The organism is Diaphorobacter aerolatus, assembly GCF_014489535.1.
GTDB classification, from domain to species: Bacteria; Pseudomonadota; Gammaproteobacteria; order Burkholderiales; family Burkholderiaceae_C; genus Diaphorobacter_A; species Diaphorobacter_A aerolatus.
On sequence record NZ_CP060783.1, the window covers coordinates 4132652 to 4158521 of the forward strand.

At 60.2% G+C, this 25870-nt stretch carries 20 protein-coding genes, 6 pseudogenes and 1 other annotated feature; of the genes and pseudogenes, 8 read left to right on the plus strand and 18 right to left on the minus strand.

What is annotated here, in order from left to right; translation table 11 throughout:
- Window positions 1-37 precede the first annotated feature (37 nt).
- Complete coding sequence (locus H9K75_RS19240) at window positions 38-781, plus strand: hypothetical protein (RefSeq protein WP_187723825.1); 744 nt, start codon at window positions 38-40, stop codon at window positions 779-781.
- Between the two features lie 27 nt (window positions 782-808).
- On the plus strand, window positions 809-1345 hold the full coding sequence (locus tag H9K75_RS19245) for a HEPN domain-containing protein (protein ID WP_187723826.1): 537 nt from the start codon (window positions 809-811) through the stop codon (window positions 1343-1345).
- Here H9K75_RS19245 and H9K75_RS19250 read toward each other — a convergent pair.
- The 10 genes and pseudogenes from H9K75_RS19250 to H9K75_RS19295 all read right to left on the minus strand — a co-directional run bounded on the left by H9K75_RS19250 (window position 1293) and on the right by H9K75_RS19295 (window position 13966).
- Window positions 1293-1700 (minus strand): hypothetical protein, encoded by a 408-nt coding sequence (locus H9K75_RS19250; RefSeq protein WP_187723827.1) that lies wholly within the window; start codon window positions 1698-1700, stop codon window positions 1293-1295. The genes H9K75_RS19245 and H9K75_RS19250 overlap by 53 nt on opposite strands.
- A gap of 95 nt (window positions 1701-1795) precedes the next feature.
- Window positions 1796-2140: a hypothetical protein gene (locus tag H9K75_RS19255; RefSeq protein ID WP_187723828.1), complete on the minus strand. Its 345-nt coding sequence runs from the start codon at window positions 2138-2140 to the stop codon at window positions 1796-1798.
- A 434-nt stretch (window positions 2141-2574) separates the two neighbouring features.
- Complete coding sequence (locus H9K75_RS19260; protein WP_187723829.1) at window positions 2575-5496, minus strand: hypothetical protein; 2922 nt, start codon at window positions 5494-5496, stop codon at window positions 2575-2577.
- Window positions 5412-8186 carry a hypothetical protein gene (locus tag H9K75_RS19265; protein ID WP_187723830.1) on the minus strand — a complete coding sequence of 925 codons (2775 nt, stop codon included), beginning with the start codon at window positions 8184-8186 and terminating at the stop codon, window positions 5412-5414. The genes H9K75_RS19260 and H9K75_RS19265 overlap by 85 nt, the downstream gene beginning before the upstream one ends.
- 465 nt (window positions 8187-8651) lie before the next feature.
- Window positions 8652-8873 (minus strand): annotated as a pseudogene (locus H9K75_RS19270) (integrase core domain-containing protein); the annotation flags it as partial.
- Window positions 8874-8885: 12 nt separating this feature from the next.
- Window positions 8886-9933, minus strand: a pseudogene (locus H9K75_RS25755) (IS110 family transposase).
- Between the two features lie 212 nt (window positions 9934-10145).
- A pseudogene (locus tag H9K75_RS19280) lies at window positions 10146-10954 on the minus strand (transposase); the annotation flags it as partial.
- Window positions 10560-10676 (minus strand) — a sequence feature (AL1L pseudoknot). Its footprint overlaps the pseudogene before it by 117 nt.
- A gap of 55 nt (window positions 10955-11009) precedes the next feature.
- The gene (locus H9K75_RS19285) at window positions 11010-12266 is read right to left on the minus strand and encodes a tyrosine-type recombinase/integrase (RefSeq protein WP_187723831.1); all 1257 of its coding nucleotides are present in this window, start codon (window positions 12264-12266) and stop codon (window positions 11010-11012) included.
- 326 nt (window positions 12267-12592) lie between these two features.
- The gene (locus tag H9K75_RS19290; protein WP_187723832.1) at window positions 12593-13093 is read right to left on the minus strand and encodes a dihydrofolate reductase; all 501 of its coding nucleotides are present in this window, start codon (window positions 13091-13093) and stop codon (window positions 12593-12595) included.
- Window positions 13094-13136: 43 nt separating this feature from the next.
- Window positions 13137-13966 (minus strand): annotated as a pseudogene (locus H9K75_RS19295) (thymidylate synthase).
- 263 nt (window positions 13967-14229) lie between these two features.
- Between H9K75_RS19295 and H9K75_RS19300 the strand changes: the two are divergent.
- Window positions 14230-14862 (plus strand): hypothetical protein, encoded by a 633-nt coding sequence (locus H9K75_RS19300; protein ID WP_187723833.1) that lies wholly within the window; start codon window positions 14230-14232, stop codon window positions 14860-14862.
- 96 nt (window positions 14863-14958) lie between these two features.
- Here H9K75_RS19300 and H9K75_RS19305 read toward each other — a convergent pair whose 3' ends face one another.
- The 4 genes and pseudogenes from H9K75_RS19305 to H9K75_RS19320 form a co-directional block, all read right to left on the minus strand.
- The gene (locus tag H9K75_RS19305; protein ID WP_187723834.1) at window positions 14959-15546 is read right to left on the minus strand and encodes a YceI family protein; all 588 of its coding nucleotides are present in this window, start codon (window positions 15544-15546) and stop codon (window positions 14959-14961) included.
- Window positions 15547-15640: 94 nt separating this feature from the next.
- Window positions 15641-16453, minus strand: coding sequence for a Bug family tripartite tricarboxylate transporter substrate binding protein (locus H9K75_RS19310; RefSeq protein ID WP_264293863.1), 813 nt, complete (start codon window positions 16451-16453; stop codon window positions 15641-15643).
- The gene (locus tag H9K75_RS19315) at window positions 16423-16617 is read right to left on the minus strand and encodes a hypothetical protein (protein ID WP_187723836.1); all 195 of its coding nucleotides are present in this window, start codon (window positions 16615-16617) and stop codon (window positions 16423-16425) included. The genes H9K75_RS19310 and H9K75_RS19315 overlap by 31 nt, the downstream gene beginning before the upstream one ends.
- Window positions 16618-16660: 43 nt before the next feature.
- Window positions 16661-17181, minus strand: a pseudogene (locus tag H9K75_RS19320) (VOC family protein).
- 188 nt (window positions 17182-17369) lie between these two features.
- On the opposite strand from H9K75_RS19320, the gene H9K75_RS19325 reads away from it, so the two are divergent.
- Window positions 17370-18119, plus strand: a complete 750-nt coding sequence (locus H9K75_RS19325) for an IclR family transcriptional regulator (RefSeq protein WP_187723837.1) — start codon at window positions 17370-17372, stop codon at window positions 18117-18119.
- Here the strand turns inward: H9K75_RS19325 and H9K75_RS19330 are convergent.
- Window positions 18116-19545, minus strand: a pseudogene (locus tag H9K75_RS19330) (FAD-binding oxidoreductase). The gene H9K75_RS19325 and the pseudogene H9K75_RS19330 overlap by 4 nt on opposite strands.
- Before the next feature lie 81 nt (window positions 19546-19626).
- Window positions 19627-19992 (minus strand): DUF2069 domain-containing protein, encoded by a 366-nt coding sequence (locus H9K75_RS19335; protein ID WP_226858316.1) that lies wholly within the window; start codon window positions 19990-19992, stop codon window positions 19627-19629.
- Window positions 19993-20146: 154 nt separating this feature from the next.
- Between H9K75_RS19335 and H9K75_RS19340 the strand changes: the two genes are divergently transcribed.
- Window positions 20147-21442, plus strand: coding sequence for a YihY family inner membrane protein (locus tag H9K75_RS19340; RefSeq protein WP_187723838.1), 1296 nt, complete (start codon window positions 20147-20149; stop codon window positions 21440-21442).
- Here the strand turns inward: H9K75_RS19340 and hpnE are convergent.
- Window positions 21432-22697, minus strand: coding sequence for a hydroxysqualene dehydroxylase HpnE (gene hpnE, locus H9K75_RS19345; protein WP_187726117.1), 1266 nt, complete (start codon window positions 22695-22697; stop codon window positions 21432-21434). The two genes, H9K75_RS19340 and hpnE, sit on opposite strands and share 11 nt — an antisense overlap.
- Window positions 22698-22766: 69 nt before the next feature.
- Complete coding sequence (gene hpnD / locus H9K75_RS19350) at window positions 22767-23606, minus strand: presqualene diphosphate synthase HpnD (RefSeq protein WP_187723839.1); 840 nt, start codon at window positions 23604-23606, stop codon at window positions 22767-22769.
- 141 nt (window positions 23607-23747) lie between these two features.
- Here hpnD and H9K75_RS19355 point away from each other — a divergent pair, with 141 nt between their 5' ends.
- Genes H9K75_RS19355 through H9K75_RS19360 form a run of 3 tightly spaced genes read left to right on the plus strand, consistent with a single transcriptional unit; the run spans window position 23748 to window position 25841 of the window.
- Window positions 23748-24653 (plus strand): UDP-2,3-diacylglucosamine diphosphatase, encoded by a 906-nt coding sequence (locus tag H9K75_RS19355; RefSeq protein ID WP_187723840.1) that lies wholly within the window; start codon window positions 23748-23750, stop codon window positions 24651-24653.
- Window positions 24622-24936: a hypothetical protein gene (locus H9K75_RS24175; protein ID WP_226858318.1), complete on the plus strand. Its 315-nt coding sequence runs from the start codon at window positions 24622-24624 to the stop codon at window positions 24934-24936. The genes H9K75_RS19355 and H9K75_RS24175 overlap by 32 nt, the downstream gene beginning before the upstream one ends.
- A complete protein-coding gene (locus H9K75_RS19360; protein WP_226858319.1) occupies window positions 24921-25841 on the plus strand; it encodes a glycosyltransferase in 921 nt (306 codons plus the stop codon). The genes H9K75_RS24175 and H9K75_RS19360 overlap by 16 nt, the downstream gene beginning before the upstream one ends.
- The last annotated feature ends 29 nt before the right edge of the window (window positions 25842-25870 follow it).

The window sequence follows — 25870 nt, forward strand, 5'->3', positions numbered from 1 at the left end:
TCTGGGCAATAACTGAGACGCTACGGCCGAAGTCAACATGTCAGACACCGAAGAAAGCATCAAAATTTCAAACAGAAGGCGGATTGCCTTGAGTTGGCCGACGGCACTTAGCTTGCTCACGGCTCTCGTGGCTGCGGGAACAGTCACACTCCATCTCATCGGCGACGTGCGACATCGGCAATATCTCAAATATTGGAATGTTGATGCTGGGCTTTTCCCAAAGACTGCAGACTGGATACTGATAAACGGGTACTACGGCGTTGTTGACCGGTTTATATATATTCTCGCTGCGGTGTTCGATAACCTGTATTGGTTGTTCATCGCTACGATCATATCGGGCCTGTACCTCTTCATCCTCTTGTCCCCGACCGCTGGAGCATCTGGAGAAGCGCCAGCTTGGCTGCTCAGGCAACCTGAATGGCGGCGTCGGCTCATTCGACAAATGCTGCTCACCGCGTTATTTATGAGTGTGATGCCCTGTGCGCTCTTTCTATTGACAGCCTTCATGGTAGTGCCTGCCGCACTCGGAGAGACTGCAGGAAAGGCTGCGGCTGAGAGTGATTTAGCCGAGTACATGAAAGGTTGCCAAACCTCAAAGATTCCCTGCGTAGAACTTCAGCGTGAAGGGACGACCATTGCTACAGGCTTTGTCCTTGACAGCTCACCTTCGCACATCGCGATTTTTGACGCGCAGGCTCAGCGAGGCCGAGTCCTGGCTTTGGAGAAGATTGAGGTTCTTTCTAGTCGAGCACCTTCCCTCAAAGAAAAAATTGCGCGTTGAGTTCTCCTTCAATCTGAAGATCGTCCCATGCCCACAGCGAGAGAAACATTCAACAGCTCGATCAAGGATGCGGAAGAGCTGCTTGCGCATTTCAATGCCATCAACGTGCAACCCCCACCGCCAAATGCGGAGGTGTTGAAGCGAGCGGGGCTCATTATGGCTTGCACCGCATGGGAGACGTATGTGGAGGATCGAGTGCAGGAAGCTGTCCAGCAGAGGCTAGGCGAGGGCAATGACAGCTTCCAGAATCGATTTCTGCTGCGGCATTTGCAAATCACCCTCAAGCAGTTCCATAACCCAAGCGCAGAAAAAACCTGCAAGCTGTTCTCCGACTTCCTTGGCGTTGACGTATCTGCAGGCTGGCAATGGAACAACTATGACAGCGCACGAGTTCGCTTGGAGCTAGATGCCTTAATAAAAAAGCGTGGCGAAGCAGTCCACCGATCAAAATCCGTAAATGCTGGGATACCGGCAGCACATCTTGTGCGCAAGGATGAATTGGAGAAGGCCATCAGGTTTCTAAAAAGTCTGGTGGAGGCGACGGATGCGGCGACGAAGGTTTGACTTGGTCAGGGTTACGTCTAGACTCCCACTGCTGAATCAGTTTTCCCAAGCTGCCGTGTAGCGCTTTGAGGTTATCACCTACTAAATCTTGCAACTTAGCCTCGTCTTTGGGGTCAGCAAAGATTGCTTCAATAGGATCTGATTCTTGCGTGAACGACAGGGTTGCACCGCCATCAGCCATGGCTTGCCACGAGAATTTGCTCCGAGGCGTGCGAACAACAAAAGGTTGCCATTCTTTGAATGCGTCCAATAAGGCCAACTCGATTGGGTCGAGATGAGTCGCAACCTCTGCTGTAGGCTCTCTTATTTCTTTTATTTGGGTCAACGCAATGCCTGCCAAGGTGGCCCTGCTCATCGCAGAGAACATCTCGCGTAAATGAATCTCATCAGGCCGATTTCTTGAGAAATGAGCCCACGGATTCGCCTCCGGCTGAAGCCGTCTCAGTGTGTCTAGGGCTGCGCGGCACCCCGAAAGGGGTCGATAGGCTCGGGAAGTGCGGAGCGATGCGACCATAGTTTCAGTATTAAGTTGACAGCGTCTCGCTCCAGCTTGATTTTCTTGGTGCCGGTTGCTGACTCAGCCTTTTCAATTGTCTCTGCCAGATGGTGCGCCATCCAGCGTTGGAGCAATTCCCCTCGCGTATTCAGGCGAAGCTCAGCAGCAATCGCCAAGCCAAGAGCCAAGGTGTCTTTCGGCAATGGTGAGTTCGTCATCTCCGGTAAGTCGGTAGATACGGTCGAACTGCGCTCTAGGCGCTTCTTTTTCGAGAGAAAATTCTCGCTCTGATTTTTCACGTCGATTAACCTCAACTTCTACAATCAAATCTGACCCTGCATCTTTTAGGAACTGGATTAGCTGTCGACGGTGTGCGAGCAGTCGATGTCCTTCAGAGCTAAAGCCAGTGCTGTACCTGTCGTCGGGAATTTCTTTTCCCCAGGACTCAAAAATAAACATGGGTGCGTGGCCTGCCACGTCTGACCGTGTCCACTTCATGAAACCTTTTGAATCCCGGACTAGAGCGCAACGCTGCATGACAAGCCGCCCGGACGCATGGGGATGTAAGAAACCGAACCTTTGAATTCGTCCTTTTCGTCCAAGCCGCCATCAGCCTGAACTGAGTGCAGCCATCCGGTGAGCTTGAAATTCCCATCGCACTCTTCGGCACTTTCGTCTTCTTCGTGCGGCAACCTATAGTCCCAAGCACTTTCCATTGTCTGAAGCGCGCGGACTAGCGCTGGGGCTGTGCGACGGTCGGCCAGAGCGCTGGATACCTCAATGGTCTCTTCTTGTTTTTCCAAATGGCGCGTCGCGCGCGCATAGACGACCGTGTATTCGAGCCGATCCTCCGGAAAAATCTCTCGCCGGTGTTCGCCTTCATCGACGGATTCGACCCACCCGCGTGCATCGCCTGGACTGAAATACCAGTTCTGCGGTACCAATGGGGTCGGGCAGGCCAAATCAATTGACCAAAGGGAGGCTCCGCAGGGCGATGGCTTCGGAGTCGTTCGTCAAGACTGCCCCAACTGCCACCGGTTTGGTCAGGTTTCGGCAGCGGTTCTGACTTCAGCAGTTCACCGGCGGCGCACCACATCGCGTGCCACTCGAGGTAAGTGCTGTAGCGCTCGACGGTTGGGAGTGAGCCGTGGCTGTGGTTTGTAAGGTTGTAGTTGTATCGTTCAAATGACTTGCGTCGAGGCTCATGATCCCAGCGGTAGGTGTTCTCGTCGGCTCCCCACATATCGACGATCCAACGATCAGCTTCAGCGCAAAAGTCATCGAGATCGACGTTGGCGAAGCCGCTGGTGATATTGCTATACCAGTAGGGCTTGGTATCCATTTCATCGAAGTGAAAGCGTGTCGTGCGCTCGACCGATCTGCGACCACGTCCAATCCCATGCCTCTTAGTTTGACGAGCTTGGTTGGCACGAGGGACGGTGGACTGGTTGACGCGCTCCAGGGCGGATCGAGCATCGGCTTGCGGAGGTATCCAACCCGCAGCAAGCAGAGCTAGGCATGCATCGCGCGCGACAGACCGAACCAACATGTGTGGGAAGCCATCATTGAGGGCGATGCGGAGGAGCACCTCGCCAGTCTCGAAAGCTTTTTCGGGTCTTTCGTGAGCAATGCGCTCCCAGGCGAGGGCGAACCATAGGCGGGCGGCGAGCCAGTAGAACGGCAACTCGGAAGAACGAAATGCCGGCAGTTGCCGTACCTCGTACATGGCCGTGAGGCTTCGCAATGCGGCAATACAGCCAGTCGCAGCATACCGGCGTGCAGCATGGGCTGCTCTCCAGCGCTCGCGCATGTCAGGAGAACCGAAGCATGCGAAAACCATTCCGGCCGCCGCCGTGTCCACATCCTTTGGGTAGTCGTCATCTGCGGGCAGGATCACTCGATCAGCATCCGTGAGTCTGCTCACAAGCCGGCTCGCGTACCACTGAGCCAGGCCGGCAGCGTCTTGCGTTCCAAGGTGACTCGAAAGCAGGCCAACGAGATGGTGCACGCGTTCGGCGCTGAGGCGGCTGACATTTGCGCTGATACCGGCAAGCATGAGGTCGGTGATCTCCGCTGGTTGTAGCTCTACCAGAGCTAAAACGGTTTCGAAGCGATCTTCGTCATAGCCGTATGGTTTGGCATAGTGAACCAGGCTTGACTTGATGCGCTCTGGGAGATTGGAGTTGCACCATTGAGCTACTGCTGGTGACGTCGCTCGCCATTCCTGGGCTGCATCCACGAGCGCCCAAGAGGTGTCGTGTGAACCTCGATCGGTCGTCAGCAGGTTCAGTGCGTCCAGGTGCTTGAGGCGGTCTCTGAGCGGCACTGCATGCCGGGCTTGTCGTAACAGACCGCGAACGCTGTCATAGCGCTGTTGACTTCGAAGCTCGAGTTGCCTTGCATCGACCGCTCGGCGAAGCATGTCGGCATTGGTCACCTCCGCCAAGGACCAGGCACGGTCGGCGACGATTTCTTGACGATCCGTCGGGACATAGTCAGTGCGATACCCTTCCCCTCGTTGGGAGCTGGGAAGTTCCTTGATGAAGGCCTCTTGTGCCAGCAGAGCTGAACACCACGGCCCGGTTAGGCCTGCCTGCTGGGTCAGTTGGCTGAGCTTTGGGTTTCGGTCGTGTCTGTACCGGATCAGAGTGTCCTGGGCCGCTGCTTCGGCCAACGTCGCGGCCTCGTCGGAGTCGGTGGCGATTGCTCTGGTGAGGGCCTGATTGACTACGTCACCATCTGAGCTTGTCAGTAGCGCCAGTGAAGATGCATGCGCAGGAGGAAGCCAGCCCTGGGCGAGGCCTGCTTTGAGGAGATCAGGCAAAGTACTTCGCAGTTCTGCGACGTTCTCGTCGTCCCACCTGATGACGTCCGCAAGCGCTCGTGGGCCGTCGAGACGCGCCAACGCAGACATCGCAGCAGACCATGGAAAACCATCGTAGCCATCCAAGCGCAAGCTGGCGTCAGCGACCACCGTCGTGGCATTGCGCGACAGTTCTGCCTGAGCAGAGAAGTGACCCGCCCCACGGGTGACGAACTTTTCGAGCAGCTCGATCTGAGACATGGCTTCGCGGTCTATATGCGCGGCGACATGGACGGCGTTGTTGAAGACAGCATTGGCATCGTCGGGACTGATCGGACGCAGGAGCGTGGCCAACTCCAACATGTTGGAGCATTTCTCTGAAGCGCCTGCGCGTCGTCTGAACACGTTTTCAGCCGCGCGGACAAGGTCGGCCGCGAGCTTGGGGTGCAGTTCTGTGCACAGCGACTGTCGCGAGACAAGCTCGGCGGAGGGCGAGGGGCCAGATTCCACCCACGACCAGTGCAGCGCATCTGAACTCTGTTTGATGAGTGAAGGAGAGAACCCAATCGCGACAAGATCCATCAGGCTGATCGCAGCTGCGACCTTCAGGTCGCGACCTTGATGCGAATGTCTGCGACGGTACTCACTCTCGCTTGCCTTGCTCACGGTTGCAGCAAGTTCCGCAGAAAGTGTCTCCATCGAGGCCGCGCCGATGATTGCCCGTGCTCGCGCACGGTACACCGCAATGACAGAGCCGACCAAATCCTTCAGTTCAGTGTCATGTTCCTGTTCAGGCTGGCGAATGCTCTGCCGTGCAGGTGCCCTGTTTTCCGGATTGTCGGGATCGACCACCCTTGGGAAGAAGTCCTCCGACGAAGGGTCATCACCGCTTCGGACGCGCTGCAAAGTAAAACTGCGGAGCAGCATGTCCAACTTACTCGACTCATAGCCGCTGCGCTTATCGATGCGCCGCAGCTCGGGGCACTGAGTTCTTCCAGCAAGAAATCAACGGCAGGGCAGGGCACCTTTCGGGCTACCAGGATTTCTGCGGCGGCGAGCGCAGTACGCAACAAAGCTCCATCTCGTGACTCCGTTGAATGTCTCTGATCGAAGTGCTTTCGAATGAAGGAACGTCTCCGGCAAACGGCAGCCAGCCCGTCGGAAAGAGCCGCACCCGGAACCTCTCGGCCAGAATTTGCCAAAGGAACCGAACACAAAAGCCTGCCGATTGGGTGGAGATCATCGCTGGCACAGACTGATTCCACCAACTCCGCATATCCTGCATTGATCAGTTTGGTCGGAAGTTGAAGGCCAACAGCGAGCGCTATGGTGATTGAAGGACGCCAAGAGCGCAGCACCTTGAAGGCGGAATCTACGCCGCTTGTCAGTAGGGTTGATTCGACCAAACAACCGATGTGTTCGTACCCAATCGGCCATGCTTCCGGCCGACGTTGTTTGCTGGCCTGGTGAGTACGTCTGGCATCAAGCCAGGCGTTTAGCATGCGCCGACCCTCGCGGACCATGGCAGCATCTCCGCTTCGCGCGTAGAACGCGATGCGATGAAACAGGAATGGTCCATGCCGATCCATCTGCTTTGGATCTGACAAGAGCAGTCGCCCAACCGTTTCGAAAGCGAAAGCTGCTGCCATTTCAGGATTTGCCAACAACAAATCTCTGAGTGCCGCTTCGGTTTTCATACCTTCGGCGCCTCTGAGCACAAACTGCAGCGCCCGTGGGACGTCGCGGACGGTGCGACACACCTGAATCGCAAGTCTGAGTCTTACTATCTCAGCTTCCCGGCGTATCACGGGGTCAACGATGATCGTGGGCGACGAATCGCGGTCGACAAGTTCGATCAACTCAGCATGGCGATCCGTTGTGACCAGGGCCTGAGCGACATGCATTGCCGCGTATGGATTCACTGCGCATTGGGCATACATCCATGAGGCGGCGGCTTCTTGCGCTGCTGCCATCTCCGTAGCATCGCGTTGGCGTAAGAACTCCTCAAAGTCTTCGTCGGCGAAGCTAAGTAGGGTATCTCGCAGTTTGACGCCCGGTGCCAGATCAGAGCATATGTCGAGCACCTGCGCTGGTTGGAGCTCGGCGACTTGTGCCAGGGCATCAATCGGAACTGGTCGGGGCATCGTGATCAGCCCGGCGCAAAGGCGGTTGACGTCGCCTCGGCCAGACTTCTTGGTTGCAGCATCTAGACGGGCGCTGAACACATCATTCAGATTCTTGCCCGTGGGCCGCAAGAGATTCAATACGGCTTCGGGACCACCTTCAAGCTGGTCCAGCGCATAGGATTGCACGCGCGGAACGCCACCGGATAAGTCGTGGAAGTCGGTAATCCATTGAGCCGAAGTATGGAGCCGTCGGGACACGAACTCTGTAGTCTGGCTAAGGTCGAATGGACTCAGTTCGATGTGTTTGTAGCTGGTCGGCAAGTCCAGTTGAGACATCCGGCCCGTGCGCGCGCTGACGATGAAGCGAACGTTCTCAGGGATCGTTTCAATACGGACGAAATCCAAGACGAAGGCTCGCTCGGCTGGCTCACGACCGTCAGCGGCAATGATGGCGTTGTCTGCTGCATCGATCGCGATCACGAGCAGGGCTCCGGGTTGTTGCGCGCGGAGTGCGGCTGCAGCATGCTCCAGCCTTCGCACAAATAGGCGGGGCATGTCGTCTCCGCCAGAGCGCGCTAACAGAAGAGGAAGTCCTAATTGGATTGCAGTTTGGTTGATGAGTTGCATGTAGGCATCTGTCGCGCGATGCCGAAACGCACTGGGGTCCTGATACGTTCCGCCGCCATAGCAGTCGAAGACGACCATGCTGGAGCCTTCAGGAAGGAGTGCGCGGATCTCCTGTAAGACGGTGGTCTTCCCGATTCCTCCTTGACCGTGCAACGCTGTGAACTGCACACCGTCGGACATCGCCTGTATCGCCAGTGCAGCGGATTGACGCTTGATAGGCCTCTCGACCTGCACCAATGCCGCAGGACACGGGAGCAGAACATCGGAGGAATATGCTCCGTATTGGAGAAAAACCGCACGGCGTGTGATCGCCTGACCTGCATGCTCTGGTCGCATCCGAGCGCGGACATACTCCCTTAGCCGAAGCACTCCATGTAGCAGATCGCTTTCGCTCCATTTAGAAATTTCTGCCAGGACACGTTCCTCGGCAGCAAACCTGGAGCCAGCCCCTGTCTCAAACTGCAATGCCAACCAGAACGCTTTCTGCTGTTGCTGCGGGAGGCCGGCTGCTTTGGTCAGACGCTCTTCGTCGGAACCTATTGCCCAAGGCTTAACGCTGACTGCCTGCGCGAGCCGCTTGACGCATTCCGTCAGTTCGGAGGCGGCTGCTTGATTGCTGACCAGTCTGACGTCAATGGAACAGGATGTGGGTGCACGCGATCGCATAGCACTCCACGCGCGTGCAAGCTTACCGACAACAGATTGACCCGGTTTCGTCGCATAGCTGAATCGAGCGACCGTCCAAAGACCTGTGGGAGCAGCCGCGGAGTATTTGAGTTGCTCAATCACGACTCGCTTCGCGTGGTCGCAGTTCTCGCTACCGAAGTACAAGGCGCAGTCGACAGCGTCCCAGGTTCCGTTTGGAACACCTGCTTCGTCTTCGGCGGCTACGCCCTCAAGAGTGATGGCCTGCAGATCGTCGGCGCCAGAAAGCAGACGGATGGCATGTCTTGCTGCCCAAAGCTCGTGAAAGTCGTCGCCTGCGTTCGACGCCCGTGCGCCTAGAAATTCTGAAGTCATCGTCAGTTTGATCCAGTCTTTTCAAATGCCGCATAAATCTCACACGCGAGCCGGTCATGGGTGCTTTCCATGCGCAGTTTGCTAACAACAGACGTGTGATGGGCTCTTTCAGATAATGTGTGGCATCGACACCGCATGGGATTTTGGCAGGGCAGGGCCTCCTGAGCTGCCTACTTGCAGACGACGGGGCGACTTTGAATCGCCCCGAATTTCGCGGAGGCTATTTGGTTTAAGTCAGGCGACCACAGTAGTGGCTGGATTGGCGAGTTGCCGGTAGTAGTTTGCCTCAGCTTCCGCAGGTGGGATATATCCGATGGGTTCAAGCAGGCGGTGGTGGTTAAACCAAGACACCCATTCGAGTGTTGCAAACTCCACTGCTTCTTTGGTTTTCCATGGCGCGCGGCGATGGATGATTTCAGCCTTGTACAGCCCGTTGATGCTCTCTGCCAAAGCGTTGACGCTCCTATGTCAAGAGGCACCGTGTGATCCGCGCAGATCAGCCAGTATCAACGGGTACAGCTCGCGAACGATATACCGCTTTAGGCACCGCTGAATTTCTTTGGTTGACAGACCCTGTGCCGTACGGCGAACGACGTACTCGCGCGTGCGCGGATCACTGCGCATTCGAACCATAGTAATGGTCCAAAGAGCATTGTTCGCGGAGCGGTCGCCGCCTCGATTCAAGCGATGGCGTTTAGTCTTTCCCGATGAGGCCTGCAGCGGACTGACACCGCAGAGTGCGGCCAGGGAAGCCTCACTCTTCAGGCGATCCGGGTTGTCGCCAGCAACGCAGACGAGGACGGCAGCGGTCTGGCGCCGACGCCAAACTTTTGGCGAAGCCGCGAAGCATGTTGGCTTGTGAGCTGCTCGAGTTCCGCGTCCAGAACCTTGATCTCGGCTTTCAACGCCAGCCAGCGCCTGGCAAGGAGGCGCAGTGTTGCCATCAGCGGCTGCAGCAATGGGCTGTTCCCAAGCATCTCGCTCGCGAGCACTTGTTGACGCAATCTTCCGCATTGGTGTGCAGCAGGCGATCGCGGACATCTTGCGGCGCGCTGATCAGAATCCCGCGCAGTTGGTTGATGGCCTGCGTCTTGGCCTTTACCGCGCTACGGCGCGCTACCGAGACGGCGCGCATCGCGTACGCCGCGCCAGACTGCGCTTTGGGCTTTGCCGTCGCACGCCCCGCAAGTACCGCACACGCAGCGCTATGGGCATCTGTAGGATCCGACTTGCCACGCATCCGCCGCGCGGCGCGGTCGGGTCGGTTGACTTCGAAAACTTTGACGCCATGATCGAGCAGCAAATGCGTTAGCCCGGAACCGTAGGTTGCTGTCCCCTCAATACCAACACGCAGGAGCTCTCCGTGCGATCGGGCCCAGTTCAGTAGTTCCAGGGAACCAGCCCCCGTTGTTTCCACAGCCTTCGTTGCAAGCAGCTTGCCAGTGGAACTGATCACTGCACCAACAGGCACGTCCAGATGGGTGTCAACCCCAAGAATGACTTCGTCCTGATTCATACAAGTTCCTCCGTGTTGCAGAAGGCATCGCGAACCTCAATAGCCGGACAGGACACTCAGGGTGCAAAACAAGGCTCCTATTAGGTCACATGCATTGAGCCCGACGGTGCTCGGGGAAAATCCGACGTGATCGACAGGTCAACGCAAAGGCAGCAAGTCCAGTCGTAGCTCGGGTCAGATCACGTCGGCGTCCAACGCAATTGGAACTGAGTGTCATAGCTGTCGCCTTTGCTCCCAACAGAAGGCTCAATGCCTGCTTCTGCAAGCCGTTCGGAGTAGCGGATGCTGACATATTGCGACCCTCTATCCGAGTGGCAAATCAGACTGCCATCGCGTTCTGGCTGACGTGCATACAAGTGGTGCTTTGCCATCACTGACGGTGGTTCGCACGACTTTGCCGCGCATCACACGCGCAGTCCCATCTTGCGCATCAGCCGCTCGACAGTGCAACGGGCCACTGTCACGCCTTCACGAGCCAGTTGTCGCCACACTTTGTCTGCACCGTAGACCTGCATGTGGGCTTGCCAGACACGTTCAATCTGCGGCATCAGCATGTCGTCACGGTGAGCCCGGGCACAGCGCTTGTGAGGCGCGCGCAGCAGCGCGGCATGCCGACGATACGCCGACGGGGCAATCTGCAGAACTTTGCAGAGCGGCTCGACCCCATATGCATCGCGATGCTTGTCAACGAAGGCCCTCAAGACTTCAGTCGGCGGTCGAGCTCCGCCTGGGCGAAAAACGCGCTGGCCAGCTTCAGTATCTCGTTGGCTCGGCGCAGTTCCTTGACCTTACGCTCCAGCTCCTTCATTCGTTGCGCTTCGCTGGTCGTGATGCCTTCGCGCACACCCGCGTCGACTTCTGCACGCTTGACCCACTCGTTCAGGGTCTGCGGTACACAACCAATCTTGGGAGCGATGGACTCGATGGCTGCCCACAGCGATGGGTACTCGCCTCGGTGCTCCTGCACCATGCGTACTGCACGCTCACGTGTCTCAGGCGAGAACTTGTTTGACTTCTTCATGGCTTCATCTTCTCAGTAGTTGAAGCCTCCTCAAAATCCGGGGCGATTCATTGACCTACGCGAGCTGGCCTGCGGCTTCCGAATTCCGCAGGTCTGTGACCTCATGCCTCTTGGAGGTCACTGGCACATGAGCTCGTAACTGCTCCAAGCGTTCCGCCCACTGCTGGAGTATTGCCCTGCGTTCGGGCCGGTAGGCATGGCGGTTGTAGGCCGCGCGAACGGCGTTGGATGGGACGTGTGCCAGACACTGCTCGATCACATCGATGTTCTGCTCGATGCTGTTGAAGTAGGTACTGAACGCGGCTCTCATGCCGTGCGGAGTGCCTTCGCCGCCGAAGCCCAGCCGCTCCATGACGGCATTCAAACTGCGGTTGGCCATTGGGCATTTCGGGTCGTCGCGGTTGGGGAAAAGGTGGTCCCGGTCCGCAGGCACCAACTGGCGCAGCCGTCTGATGAGTTCAACGGCCTGCCTGGAAAGTGGAATCCAGTGAGGACGGTTGCCTTTCATTCGCGCTGCCGGGATCTCCCACTGCGCGTTGTCCAGGTCGATCTCTTTCCACTGGCCTTCGATGACCTCGGCTTTTCGGCACGCCGTCAACAGCACCAGCCGCATGGCGATCGATGTCTCTTCCTTCATCTTGTTGGGATCATCGATTGCACGTAGGAACGCTCCTAGCCTCTCCTCGGACAGGGCTGCATGGTTCTTCTGGTTGCGCTTTCTCATCACACGCACTGGCGGCACCGGATTGGCTTCCAGGAGGCCGGAATCGATGGCGTACTCGAAGATTCCCCACAAGTGATTTCGCAGGTTGCGTGCAACTTCAGGCGCACGTGTCTCGACGCGTTTGAGCAGTGCGGTGAGTTCGAGGCGGGTGATGCTGCTGATGTGCCGACCCTTCAGCTTCGGCAGCAGATCGTTGTCGATTTCCCGCCGGCACTGCTTGACTGTTGCTGGGCGCAGGCCCGCTCCAGTTGCCGAACTCCAGTCCGCAACTACCGTCGAGAACAGATCGGTGACCCGCACCAACTCGACGTGCTCTTGTTCCAGACGTTGTTCGCGCCTGGCGTGCGTGGGGTTGATCCCTTGAGAGACGAGCTGCCGCGATTCCGCAAGTTGGCCACGCGCCTCGGCCAAGCCCACCTCCGGGAAGGACCCGAGCGACTGAAGCCCTTCCTTGCCTGCGACACGGAACTTGTAGCGCCAGAGCTTGGATCCGCTGGGCTGAACCAGCAAGTACAAACCACCACTGTCGGCGAGCTTGTAGGGGCGCGAATCTGGCCTGGCGGACTTGATCTTCAGGGTAGAGAGCATGGCTCGTTTCCATTGCCGTATGCGATGGCAATGTGCATGGTTCGATACCCCCAAACATACCCCCAGACGCGTGCGATCTCAAGAAATCAAGCTAGACCCTCTGATCAGCCATGAGATTGCAAGGTATTGATTTTGTTTGGTTTTCCGAACTTTCTGAGCCGCCTTGAGATCGCCTGAAACGCCAATGCCGGATTCAGGTGGCAATCTGCATTTTTGTCGAATGTCCTTGTTCCGGAGGAAGCGCACCTTGGCGGAGCGCTGCGATGCAAGGATGGTATCAACTTGCCAGACGCGGGCGAAGGAGCAATGACCATGCCCCCGGTTCGTCAGCCGGGCTGGGCCTCTCTCTCGTAGGTCACGAAACTGAACGGCAGGCCATTGGCACCGACGTGATCGGTGCGGGCGGTTTCCTTCCATTCCGGCCCCAGCGAGGGAGCCTGGACATCACCGTCGAACGCCTGATGAATCTCGGTGACTTCCACGCGCTGTGCGAGCGGCAAAGCCTGGGCGTAGATTTGCGCGCCGCCCATGACCCATGCGGTGTCTGCGCTTTGGGAGGCAATTTCGAGCGCGTCTTCCAGGCTGGTGGCCGGCTTGGCACCTTCGTCCTGCCAAACTTCCTGTCGCGTGACGACGATGTTGAGGCGGTCGGGCAGCGGGCGGAAACGCTCGGGCAGCGAGTCCCAGGTCTTGCGGCCCATGATGACCGGGCGGCCCTGCGTAAGCTCCTTGAAGTGCGCGAGATCCTCAGGCAGATGCCAGGGCATGACGCCGTCCTTGCCGATGATGCCGTTGTCTGCGCGGGCGAAGATCAGATTGATTTGCATGGCTCTATCCCTCATGAACTTTATTCAAAGGCCCAACATAAACTCAAACGGCAACCGGGGCCTTGATGGCGGGGTGGTGCTCGTAGCCGGTCACTTCAAAATCGTCGTACTCGTAGTCAAATATGGACTCGGACGGCGTTTCAAGTTCAGCGTGGGGTAGGCAAACGGCGTGCGGGCCAGTTGCGCCTGGACCTGCTCGAAGTGGTTGTTGTAGATGTGGCAGTCACCACCGGTCCAGACAAAATCGCCGACCTGCAGATCGCATTGCTGCGCCAGCATGTGTGTGAGCAGCGCATAGCTTGCGATGTTGAATGGCACGCCCAGAAAGATGTCGGCGCTGCGCTGATAGAGCTGACAGCTGAGCTTGCCGTCCGCCACATAGAACTGGAAGAACGCGTGGCAGGGCATCAGCGCCATTTCGGAGAGGTCGGCAACGTTCCATGCGCTCACGATGATGCGGCGGCTGTCGGGGTTGCTCTTGAGCTGCTTGACCACTTCGGCGATCTGGTCGATGTGACCACCGTCGGGCTTGGGCCAGTTGCGCCACTGAACGCCGTAGACCGGACCGAGGTCGCCGTCTTCGCGCGCCCATTCGTCCCAGATGGTGCAACCACGCTCCTGCAGCCATTTCACATTGCTGTCGCCACGCAGGAACCAGAGCAGTTCAAGAATGATGGATTTCAGGTGCACCTTCTTGGTCGTCACCAGCGGAAAACCTTCGGCCAGGTTGAAACGCATCTGATAACCGAACACGCTGCGCGTACCCGTGCCCGTGCGGTCGGTCTTCGCCACACCGTTGTCGTACACGTAGCGCAGGAAGTCTTCGTATTGGGAGCGCACGGGGCGCGGCGGAGTGCTCGAACTCGAACTCATGGATTGCCTGAATGCTGATGCCACCGCGGTGGGTTTCACGCAGTAACTTGGAATGGACAGACCCTAGTGTGCCATGCCCGCGAATGTCCTAAGCATCCTCTGCCCTCCACGGTTTTTCGTTTGGAAACAATTGGAAGGTCACTGTCACTTTTAAGGAGGAAGTGGGTCATACGCATCCCGGAAAATGAATCATTGAATCATCACGTGGGTGCCGGATCGTTTTCTATTCTGGCGCCAGAACAGTCATTGGAAAGGTGGGATTTGTGGACTTGAACAACGGCAAACATGCTTCGTGGAAAACCTGTGTCGCGGCATGCGCGGTGCTGGCGGGATTGAGCGCCTGTGACTCGAAAAACTCTCAGGAGGGCAAGACCGGCGCGCCGCCACCGGCGAGCGCTCCGGCAACCGGAGACGTAGCCATTGGTCCGGTGGTGACGCCATCGGCGCCTGCGGCAGCGCCCGCGCCGCCACCGCCATCGATGGCCGAGCAGGTTCATGCCTATGTGGGAGAGCCGGGCGAGCCTGTGCTTTCAACCCTGCAACCGTTTCTCGGCAAGTATCCGCAGGACGGCACGAATTTCCTCAAGGAGGGCATTCTTGCCCAGCGCCTGAAGAAATTGCTGGGCGCTCAATACGACACCCTGATGAACAACCTCGAGACCGTCGGCCCGCTCAAGAAGGAAGGCGGGCGCTGGAGCGTTGTTGGCAACCGTCAGCATGCGGGTGGCAAGGAAGCCGCAGCCGTGGTGATCGACCCGGGCCGCAACGGATTGCGTGTCTGGTTGCTCAGCGGCGGCAAGGAGTCGGTTTTCACCGATCTGGGCGAGGAACATGTCATTCCATGGACACCCGAGGTAAAGAAGTTCATGGCCAACGCGCAAGTGGTGCCCAAGTAATAAGCCGCTTGCCGTCAGAACGAGTGCCGTATGCCGACCGAATACGCGTTCGGATCGGCCCCGGCCACGGCCGGATGAAGCGCCCGTCAGCGCGGCTTATTGGCGTATGGCCTCGATCTGGATGACCAGACGCACGTCGTCCGGGATCACGTCGTACGAGGAGATGTCCCAGTCCCGTCGGTTGATGTTTGCAACGAAGTCGCCACCGCAGATTTCGCGTTTCAGCATGGGGTGCTGGTAGCAGTTGAAGTGAAGGGCCTTGAGGCTCACCGGCTTGGTCTTGCCGCGCAGGCTCAGCTCGCCCTCAACGGACTGCACCTTGTCCTCATTGCCGAAGCTGAAGGACGTGGCCTTGAATCGCGCCTCCGGGTGGTTGCTCGCGTCGAAGAACTTGTCGCTCTTGAGCATCGCGTCGAACGCGGCGACACCGGAATTCAGGGAAGTGAGTTGAATCGTCACGTCGGCGCTGCCGGTGCGCTTTTCGCGGTCCACCAGCACCTTGCCCTGGGACTTGTCAAAGCGCCCGCGCACCGTTGCAGTCTTGTAGTGCATCACTTCGAAGTAGACGAAGGTATGCGTCGGTTCGAGTTCATAGGTCACGGTCTCTGCGTTGGCGTGCGGCGTGGTCAGCGCGGTGCATGCAAGCACGGCGGCGGCGGAGATCGACTTGCTGATGGAGTGCATGGCGCGGGCTTTCTTGTGAAGGTTGAAAATTCAGGGCTCACGAGCGGTCGCGGTTCACGGCTGGCCTTGTTTGTTTGCGTGCTTGCTTTCTCGTTCAGTCCAGACTGATACCCGATTCCTGCACGATCTGCGCCCAGACCTTGGCCTCGCGCCGCATGTGCGTATTCATCTCCTGCGGGCTGCTCGGTATGAGTTCGCCGCCGAGGTCTGCAAGCCGTTGTTTGACGGACGCGTGCGTGGCAGCCTTCGCATAGGCCTCGTTCAGGGCCGCGATGATGCGCTCCGGCGTACCGGCCGGCGCGGCGAATCCTTGCCAGGCCCAGGCATCGAAGCCCGAGACTCCCGACTCGGCCATCGTGGGCACCTGCGGAGCCAGTTGCAGGCGCGCGGCCCCCGTCGATGCGATGGGCCTGACCTTGTCGGTCTTGATGAACTGGCTTGCGGTCGCGAGATCGGACATGAGCACGGAAATCTGTCCGCCGACGAGATCCTGCATGGCCGGCCCGCCGCCCTTGTAAGGCACATGGGTGAGCTTGATGCCCGTGCGGCGCATCAGCATTTCCATGGCGAGGTGGTGCGGTGTTCCGGTTCCGGGCGTGCCGTAGCTCAGCGTGTCGGGGCGCGACTTCGCGAGCGCGATGAATTCCTGCAGCGTCTTGACCGGGAGCGAAGGATGCACCACGAGCATGAGCCCGAAGCGCGCGGTGAGCGTGATCGGCGCAAGGTCGGTGAACGAGTCGTAGCTGAGCTTCTTGAACAGCGAGCGATTGGTGGAGTAGGTTCCCATGTCGCCGAGCAAAAAAGTGTACCCGTCGGCAGGAGCGCGCGCGACGGCGGTGGCACCGATGATGCTCGATGCGCCGGGGCGGTTGTCGATCACGACCGACTGTCCGAGGATCTCGCCCATGACCGGAGCCACGGTGCGCGCAAATGCGTCCGTGCCGCCGCCGGGGGATAGGGCACGATCAGCTTGATGGGATGCTCGGGATAGGCTGCGGCACGGCTCGCCGTCGACAGCGTCAGGCCAGTCGCGGCGGTGGTGATCACGAACGAGCGGCGATTCATGCGCATGGGGATTCCTTGGTTTTTTGTTATGAACGGAATGGATCGCGTATCAACGGCCCAGCCGGGCACGTTTTTCTTCGTTCCATGCGGCGCACTGCTGGTGGGCCGTGCTGCGCGCGGTGGCCATGTAGGCTGCATCGGCGGTCTCGATGGTCAGCTCCAGGCGAATGCCATTGGGATCGAAGAAGTAGATCGACTCGACGAAATGGTGATCGGTGACTCCCAGCACCTCGACACCGGCCGCTTCGAGCCGTGCCTTGGCGGCAAGCAGTTTTTCCTGCGAGGCCACGCGCAGCGCGATGTGGTTGACCCAGGCCGGCGTGTTCGGCGAGGGCTCTGCGCGCTGGTCGTCGCCGAGATCGAAAAAGGCGATGCACGAGCCGTCGGCCATCTCGAAGAAGAGGTGCACATAGGGCAGTACTCGCCCGTGCTCGGCACCGTTTCCGCACGGATCAGGTGAATCAGCGGCAGACCGAGAAGATCTTCGTAGAACTGGCGCGTCTCCTCCGCGTCGCGGCATCGCCAGGCGAAATGATGCAGTCCGAGCACCGGTACGCCGATGGCCTGCATCGGGGTATGGAGTGTGAAATCGTTGGTTGACATGGCGCACCACATTCTCAATAGGTCATTGATCCAGATGCTAGGCCCGCGCCTCGAAAGTTTCAATAACGGAGACTGTGGTTTTTGGTAGTCGTATACACTGAATATAAGTATCAATAATCGAGACTTATGACGTTTGGTGGTGGTGGAGAAGGACCATGTCCCAACTCAACAAGATTCTTCAGGTCATGGATCTGTTTTCCGCAGAGCGGCCTGCTCTGAGTGCAGAGCAGATCGCGCTGAGCCTGCAGCTTTCGCGGCCCACGGCGTTCCGCTATGTGCGCCAGTTGTGCGATGCCGGTCTTCTGCTCAACATGGCGGGCAGCTACACGCTCGGGCCGCGCATCATCGAACTCGACTCCTGCATTCGCGCGTCTGATCCCATCCTGGCCAACAGCCGTGACGCGTTGCGCATCCTCTCGGGCACGCAGGCCTGTGTCGCCGTGCTGGTGACCATGTATGGAGAGCAGGTGATTCACGTGCATTCCGAGTCGGGCATCGGAGCCGTGGGTCTGCAATTCACGCGAGGACGCAATCTGCCCTTGCTGCGCGGAGCCGCCTCCAAGATCATCCTTGCAAACCAGCCCCTGAATCGGCTCAAGCGCGTGTACCAGCGTCATGTGCAACAGGACGACGTGAACGCGCTCGGTGCGACCAGTGGCGAGTTCGTCAAATATTTCCGTGCCGTGCGCCAGCAGGGCTACTACATCTCGCGTGGAGAAGTGGAACCTTCGGTCACGGGTCTGGCGGCACCGATCACCAATGTGAATGGCGACGTCACCAGTTGCCTGTCATTGACGTTCAATCACGAGTTGAACCCGGATTACGACGTGACGAACTTCGTTCCGCTCGTGCAGAGTTGCGCCCACGACGTCAGTCAGCGTCTGGCGAAGTTGAACCGGCCCTAATCTGCAAGCGGCAATACCCGTCCCGGGTTCATGATCCCCTGAGGATCGAGCGCCGTCTTTATCGCGCGCATCATCGACAGTGCCACGGGCGACTGGTATTTCTGCAGCTTGTCGACCTTGAGCGCGCCCACGCCGTGCTCGGCGGAAAACGAGCCGCCGAACTTCGCCACCGCTTCGTAGACCAGATGGTTCACGTGGTCCTCGTGTTCGCGCATGAAGGCCTTGGGATCGCCTTCGCTGGGCGCCTGCACGTTGTAGTGCAGATTGCCGTCTCCGAGGTGGCCGAAATTCACGATGCGCACGCCGGGCAGTTCGCGTCGCAGCAGGGCGTCGGCATAGTCCACATAGTCGGGGATGCGTGACGCGGCGACCGAGATGTCGTGCTTGATGTTCGGGCCTTCCTCGGCCTGCGCGAGCGGGATGCTTTCGCGGATATGCCAAAGCTCATGGGCCTGCGCAATGCTTTCGGCGACCACGGCGTCGAGCACGCAGCCTTCTTCGAGCGCGCGCTCGAGCAGGCTCTCGAAACGTTCGCGTGCGTGCTGCTCGGATTCGCTGTCCGAATTTTCGAGCAGCACGCAATAGGGCGCGTCCTGCATGTCGGCAAAGGGAATGCGCAATTGCGGCATGTGGCGCGCCACGAAGCTCAGCGCAAACTGGCCCATGACTTCAAACCCGGTAAGCCCCGCGCCAAGCTGCTGATGCGCGAGACCGAGCAGTTGCACCGCCGCCTGCATCGACGGCACGGCAGCCCATGCCGTCAGTTGCGCTGCGGGCCTGGGATAGAGCTTCATCGTCGCGCCGGTGATCACGCCGAGCGTGCCCTCGCTGCCGATGAACAGATCGCGCAGATCGTAGCCGGTGTTGTCCTTGCGCAGGCCCTTGAGCCCTTCCCATACCTCGCCCTGGGCGGTGACGACTTCAAGCCCCAGACACAGCTCACGCGTGTTGCCGTAGCGCACGACCTGCGTGCCGCCCGCGTTGGTGGCGAGGTTGCCGCCGATCGTGCAACTGCCTTCGGCCGCGAGCGAGAGCGGAAACAGGAAGGCTTCGCGGTCTGCGGCCTCCTGCAGGCTTTGCAGGATGCAGCCCGCATCCACGGTCATCGTGAGATTGGCGTGATCGATGTGACGCACGGCGTTCATGCGCGTCAGGCTGAGAACGACCTGCGTGCCGCTCTCGTCGGGCGTCGATCCGACGGAAAGGCCGGTGTTGCCGCCCTGGGGGACGATGCTCACGCGTTCTTCGGCGCAGGCGCGAACCACGCTCGCCACCTCCTGCGTGCTGGCGGGCGCACCACGGCGAGGGCCTTGCCGCGTTCGCGGCGGCGCCAGTCCTGCTCCCAGGCGATCAGATCGCCATCGGTGAGTACATGGTTCGCGCCAACGATCTGGCGCAGGCGGTCAAGAAAAGCAGTGGGTGGCATGATGATTGTCGACGGTTGGAGCGCAGCTGAATTTAGCCCCATTGGCAAGACTGGGCAATCGGCGGGGACACTGCTGCGCACTCACGCTGCGGCGCTCGCCAGCGACTGACGCGCGGCTTTCTGGCGCAGCCGCACATGCAGCGCGCAGGCGGTGAACAGCAGCAGGCAGAGCGCAATCTCGATCATGGCGAGCCAGTTGCCGGGCGACTTGTCGCTCCACGCACGCACCACACCTTCGGTGAAATACAGCCAGACGACGAGACTCACCCAGCGGTAGGTGTACATGCGGTGCTTGAGCAATCCAGCCAGCGGAATGCACAGCGGCAGCGCCTTGAGCACCAGCCACGAACCGCCGGGGCGCAGGGGCGCGAGCCACAATTCCCAGAGCACGCACAGCACGATCAAACCCAGCAGGCTGCCCACCGCAAGCCAGCGCGTGAGCGCCACATCGCCATGAACGGTGAGGGCGAGGCGGCGTCGTGCGGGGCAGGTGCGGTCATGAAAGGCAATCGGGAACGTTCGTTAAGATGGGAGTCAACAAATGCGCGAAGATGCCGATCCCGCGAAAAATCACTCCAGTCAACCATCCATCATAGCCACCATGAGCCAGAGTTTCCCGACCATTCTTGCGCGCCTTGAAGCGTGGCTCGACGAACTCTCGCGCTTTCCCTGGCGCACCACCGCACACACCTTGCGCGAGCGCTTTCGCGAGGACAGCCTCGGCCTGACCGCGAGCAGCCTGACCTTCACCACGCTGCTCGCGCTGGTGCCCTTCGTGACGGTGGCGCTCGCGGTGTTCACGGCGTTTCCGATGTTCGGCAAGATGCAGACGCTGCTGCAGCGCTGGCTCGTGGACAGCCTGATACCGGACACGATCTCGCGCTCGGTGCTCGACTACCTCACGCAGTTTTCGGCCAAGGCGAGCGGGCTTGGCGCGGTCGGCTTGAGCATTCTGTTCATCACGGCGCTTGCGCTGATCCTCACCATCGACCGCACGCTCAACAACATCTGGCGCGTGCCCAAGCTCAGGCCACTGGGCCAGCGCGTGCTGATCTATTGGGCGGCGCTCACGCTCGGCCCGCTGGTGCTGGCAATCAGCCTCACGCTCACCACATCGATGGCGTCGGCCGCATCGCGCGGCATTGGGCAGGCGCTGCCGCAGAGCACGCGCTTCATCTTCGATTCGATTGAATTCGTGCTGCTTGCCACCGGCATGGCGGGGCTGTACCGCTACGTGCCCAACACGCTCGTGCATTGGCGGCACGCGTGGGCCGGCGGTATTTTCGTGTCGATCGGCATCGAGGCGGCCAAGAAAGTGCTGGGGCTGTACCTGTCGTCCGTGCCGACGTACTCGGTGCTCTATGGCACGTTTGCCACCCTGCCGATTCTGCTGCTTTGGATTTATGTGGCGTGGGTGATCGTGCTGCTTGGCGCGGTCGTGGCGGCCTATCTTCCAAGCCTGCTGGCGGGCGTTGCGCGGCGAGCAGGTGGGCCGGGTTGGCACTTTCTGCTGGCGGTGGAACTGCTGCAGCATCTGCAAGCCACGCGTGAAAATCCCCCGCATGGCCTGACGGCTGCGCAGGCAGCGCAGCGCATGGGCGTGGCGGCCCTGCAATTGGTGCCGGTGCTCGACGCGTTGATCGCACTGGGCTGGGTCGTGCAGACGGACGAGACCGCATCGGGCGACCTGGACGATGTCGATTCGCGCTATGTGCTGGTGGCTGACCCGGCGCGCACCCTTTTGCAGCCCTTGGTAGAGATGCTGCTGATCCAGCATACGCAGTCACTGGATCGCTACTGGACCCATACCGGCATGGAAGTGCTCAAGCTCGCGGATGTCCTGCCGCGCCGCAATGCGCCCGCCGCCAACGCGATTGCCGCGCAGCTCAGCGCGTGAGCGCAGTCGCGGCGGCAGTGCCGTTGAGCACGGCCCCTTCAAGGGTGGCGGGGTAGGGGCCCGTCACATAGTCGCCGCAGGCGAGCAGCCCCGGCGCGATCTGCATCGCTGGCCGTTGGAGGCCCGGAGTGCAGGCGAACGTGGCTCGCTTTTCCACCACGGTCTGGATGTGTTCGACGTCATGCAGCGCGAGTTGCTCCGCTGCCTGCTCGATCACCTGCCGCACCAGCGTTTCGCGCTCGCCATCGAATGCGCTCACCACGAACGCGAGCACACCCGCATCGCCGTAGAGTCGCTCGCGGTCGAACACGAATTGTGCGGGACGATTTCCGCGCGATCTGAGCGCGGTCATCGGATGCGCGAGCAATGCGCTGGGAGCGTTGCCGACGCCGCGTTGCACACGCAGGTACACGGTGGCAATGGAAGCGAATTGCAGCGACTGCGCTTGCGCGGCCCACTCGCGCATGAGGGGCTCGTCAACGGTCGCCGCACCCGATACCAGACGCGCGGATTCGATGCTCGGCGTTGCGAGCAATACCGCATCGTATGCATCGCCATCGACCCACCACGACGCGCCGGAGCGCGCAAGTGCCTGCACGCGCCGGCCCGTGCGCACGCTGTGTCCACGCGCCTCCAGCCAGTCACTGGCCGCCTGCGGAAACAGTGCACCCAGATCGACGCGCGGCAGCAGCAGATTCGAGCCGCCTCGTCCGCTGAACAGGCTGTCGCGCAACACCCGCAAGAAGACCTGTGCGCTGGAGTCGACAGCCAGCGTATTGAGTGCGGAGACACACAGCGGATCGATGAACTCGTCCATGAGCCGGGCGGGCAGCCCGGCGCAGATGTCCGCCACGCTCGCCGACGCGCGGCATTCGAAATTCTGCAACCGCCATTTCGCGGCACGCGCCAGCAATTCGAATTTTTCGCGCGCAGACCAGCCGCGTGCCCGGGCGATGCCGACGAGCGCATCGAAGGGCGGTGCGCTGTCGGGCAACTGCAAACCACCACCATCGGGAAACACCAGCGCGAGCGGCGTGCGCAGCAATGCGGTGTCGGGATCAACGCCGACCACGCGCATCAGCCGCAGGCATTCGGCATACGCGCCGATGAGTATGTGCTGGCCGTTGTCCAGCACCAGGGATTCACCGGACTTGCTCGCTGATGGCACGGTGCGCGCGCGGCCTCCGACGGTGCGCGCGGATTCGAACACGCTGACCTGATGCCCGGCCTCGTGCGCACCAATGGCCGCGGCCATGCCCGCCCAGCCTGCGCCGATCACCGCAATGCGTTTGCTGCCTTGCCTGGGATGAGCCGCCGCCACCGCTTACATGCGCCCGAGTGCCTGCATCTTCCACGCAAGCCAGAGCTTGCGCAGCGGCGTCAAACTGATGCGCTGGTGCAGCACCTTGAAGTCTTCACGTTCGATTTCGCGCAGCAGCGTGCGGTAGATGCTGGCCATCATCAGCCCGGGCTTTTGCGCACGGCGATCCGCATCTGGCAGCATCGCGAGCGCTTCGTCGTAGAGCCGGTGTGCGCGTTCGGCCTGAAAGCGCATCAGGTGAGTGAAGTTCTCGGAATACTTGCGGTTGGTGATCTCATGCGCCTTCACGTCGAACTGCTGCAACTCGGAGACCGGCAGGTAGATGCGGCCCATCATCGCGTCCTCACCGACATCGCGAATGATGTTGGTGAGCTGGAACGCAAGCCCCAGCTTGTGCGCGTATTCCGTGGTCTTCGGATCGCTCTGGCCGAAAATTTTTGCCGAGACCTCTCCGACCACGCCCGCGACCAGGTGGCAGTAGCGCTGCAATCCCGGGAAGTCGAGATAGCGCGTCTGCTCCAGATCCATCTGGCAGCCCTGGATGATGGCCTGAAACTGGCGCTCCTCGAGGCCATATGCAGACACGTGCGGCATCATCGCGAGCATCACGGGATGCGTGGGCTTGCCGGCGAAGGCCTGGCTCACTTCGGCCTGCCACCAGGCGAGCTTGGTGCGGGCGACGCCGGGATCGGACACCTCATCGACCACGTCGTCCACTTCGCGGCAGAACGCATAGAAGGCGGTGATGGCTGCGCGCCTTTGCGCCGGAAGGAACAGGAAGGCGTAATAAAAACTGCTGCCCGAGCTGGCGGCTTTTTGCTGGACGTACTGTTCCGGATTCATATGGAGGGGGATTGTCCCATGGCTATGGGGCGGGTGGTGGGCGGGGGCGATTTCCCGGCCTGCGTGCCTCGGCGGCTGCGTCATTGAACTGTCTTGCGTTTGTCACGCTGCTGTCTCGCTGCATGTTCACCATGCAGGTTCATGAAACGCGAAGATGCTCTGCTGAACGCTTGGAAATCGTCGTCGGCTGTACCGCCCGATGTGGTGGACGAACTGGTCGACGCGTCGCGGCCGCTGCGGCGGTTTCGGACGCTGTGGATATCGGACCTGCATCTGGGCACGCCCGGTTGTCAGGCCAAGGCGCTGCTGGACTTTCTCAAGCACACCGAATGCGAGACGCTGTTTCTCGTGGGCGACATCATCGACGGCTGGCAACTGAGGCGCCAGTGGTACTGGCCGCAGGCGCACAACGACGTGATCCAGAAGCTGCTGCGCAAGGCCCGCAAGGGCACGCGGGTGATCTTCATTCCCGGCAATCACGACGAGTTTGCACGGCGCTATCTGCAGCTTGATTTTGGTGGCGTGCATGTGGCCGAGGACTGGGTCCACGAGACCGCCGATGGTCGCAAGCTCTGGGTGATCCATGGCGACCTGTTCGATGGCGTGATCCAGTGCGCCAAGTGGCTGGCCTACGTGGGCGACTCGCTCTACGAATTCACGCTCAAGCTCAACCGGCATCTGAATTCGCTGCGCGCACGCATGGGGCTCCCGTATTGGTCGCTGTCCAAATATCTCAAGCTCAAGGTCAAGCGTGCCGTGAATTACGTCGGCGACTTTGAAAACGCCGTGGCGCGCGAGGCCGGGAAGCGGGGTTTGCAGGGCGTTATCTGCGGACATATCCATCACGCCGAAATGCGCGATATCGACGGCATCCTGTATGCCAACGATGGCGACTGGGTGGAGAGCCTCACGGCGCTGGCCGAGCATGCGGACGGCACGCTCGAGATCATCCAGTGGGCCGACGAGATGAAGGCCGCCAAGAGCGCCATGAAAATCGCATCGACAGAGGTAGTGAATGACGCAGCAAGCCATGTTTCAGCCGTATGAATTGCCGCGTGCGCGGCCCGCAGATGCCGCTGCGCCGGTGGTCGAACTCGTGTATTTCAACGCGGGCGGCGGTCATCGCGCTTCGTCGCTCGCGCTCGAATCCGCGATTGTGCGCGCCGGGTTGAACTGGACCGTCAAACGCACGCATCTGTTCGAGGTGCTCGACCCCAACGCACGCTTTCGCCACTGGACCGGCATCGAGCCCGAAGATGTCTACAACAAGCGCCTCGCGCGGGTTGGACGCTCGGCCTGTCGCAGGAATTGCGGGTGCTTCAGCAGATGATCCGCTTTGGCCATCGCTCGCTCGTGCAGTCGCTTGCGGCCTACTGGGGCGAGAACGCGCCCGCGATGGTCGTATCGCTGATTCCCAACTTCAACCGCGCGATGGCCGACGGCTTGGCGCTGGCGCAACCGGCCTGTCCGTTCGTGACCGTCATGACCGATCTGGCCGATTGCCCGCCACGCTTCTGGGCCGAGCCGCAGACACAGCAGACGCTGGTCTGCGGCTCCCCCTATGCGCTGACGCAGGCGCGCGCGTCGGGACTTGCTGCGCACCGCGTCTGGGGCGTATCAGGCATGTTGCTTGGCGAGCAGTTCCACGAGGATTGCGTGATCGACAGGGAGCGCGAGCGCTTGGCGCTGGGCTTTGATGCGCACAAGCCGGTGGGGCTGGTGCTGTTTGGTTCCGAGGGCTCGAAGGCGATGCTGGCGATTGCCCGGCGCCTGACGGACACGCCATTGATCCTCGCGTGCGGTCGCAACGCGGCGCTTGCGCAGGCCTTGCGCGAACTGCCGCGCAACGCGCCCACGCTGGTGCTCGACTACACACGCGAGATGGCGCGCTACATGCGCCTGGCAGACTTCTTCATCGGCAAGCCGGGCAGCGGCAGCTTGAGCGAGGCGGTGCATCTGGGCCTGCCGCCCATCGTGGTACGCAATGCCTGGACCATGCCGCAGGAGCGTTATTGCACGGACTGGGTCAGGGACCGGCGATTGGGGCTGGTGCTGCCGCATTTCAAGGACATTGCACCCGCCGTCCAGAGGCTCATCGCCGATCTGCCGCGTTATCGCAAGGCCACGCAGGCGGTGCGCAGCGAGGCCGCCACGCAGGTGCCGCAGGTGCTGGAGCATGTGCTGCGTCAGGCGCAGCAGGGCAGCGGGAACGAGCGGGCGCTGAAGGTGGCGTGAACCAGCGGCGTCCGTAACCGGCGTGCCGA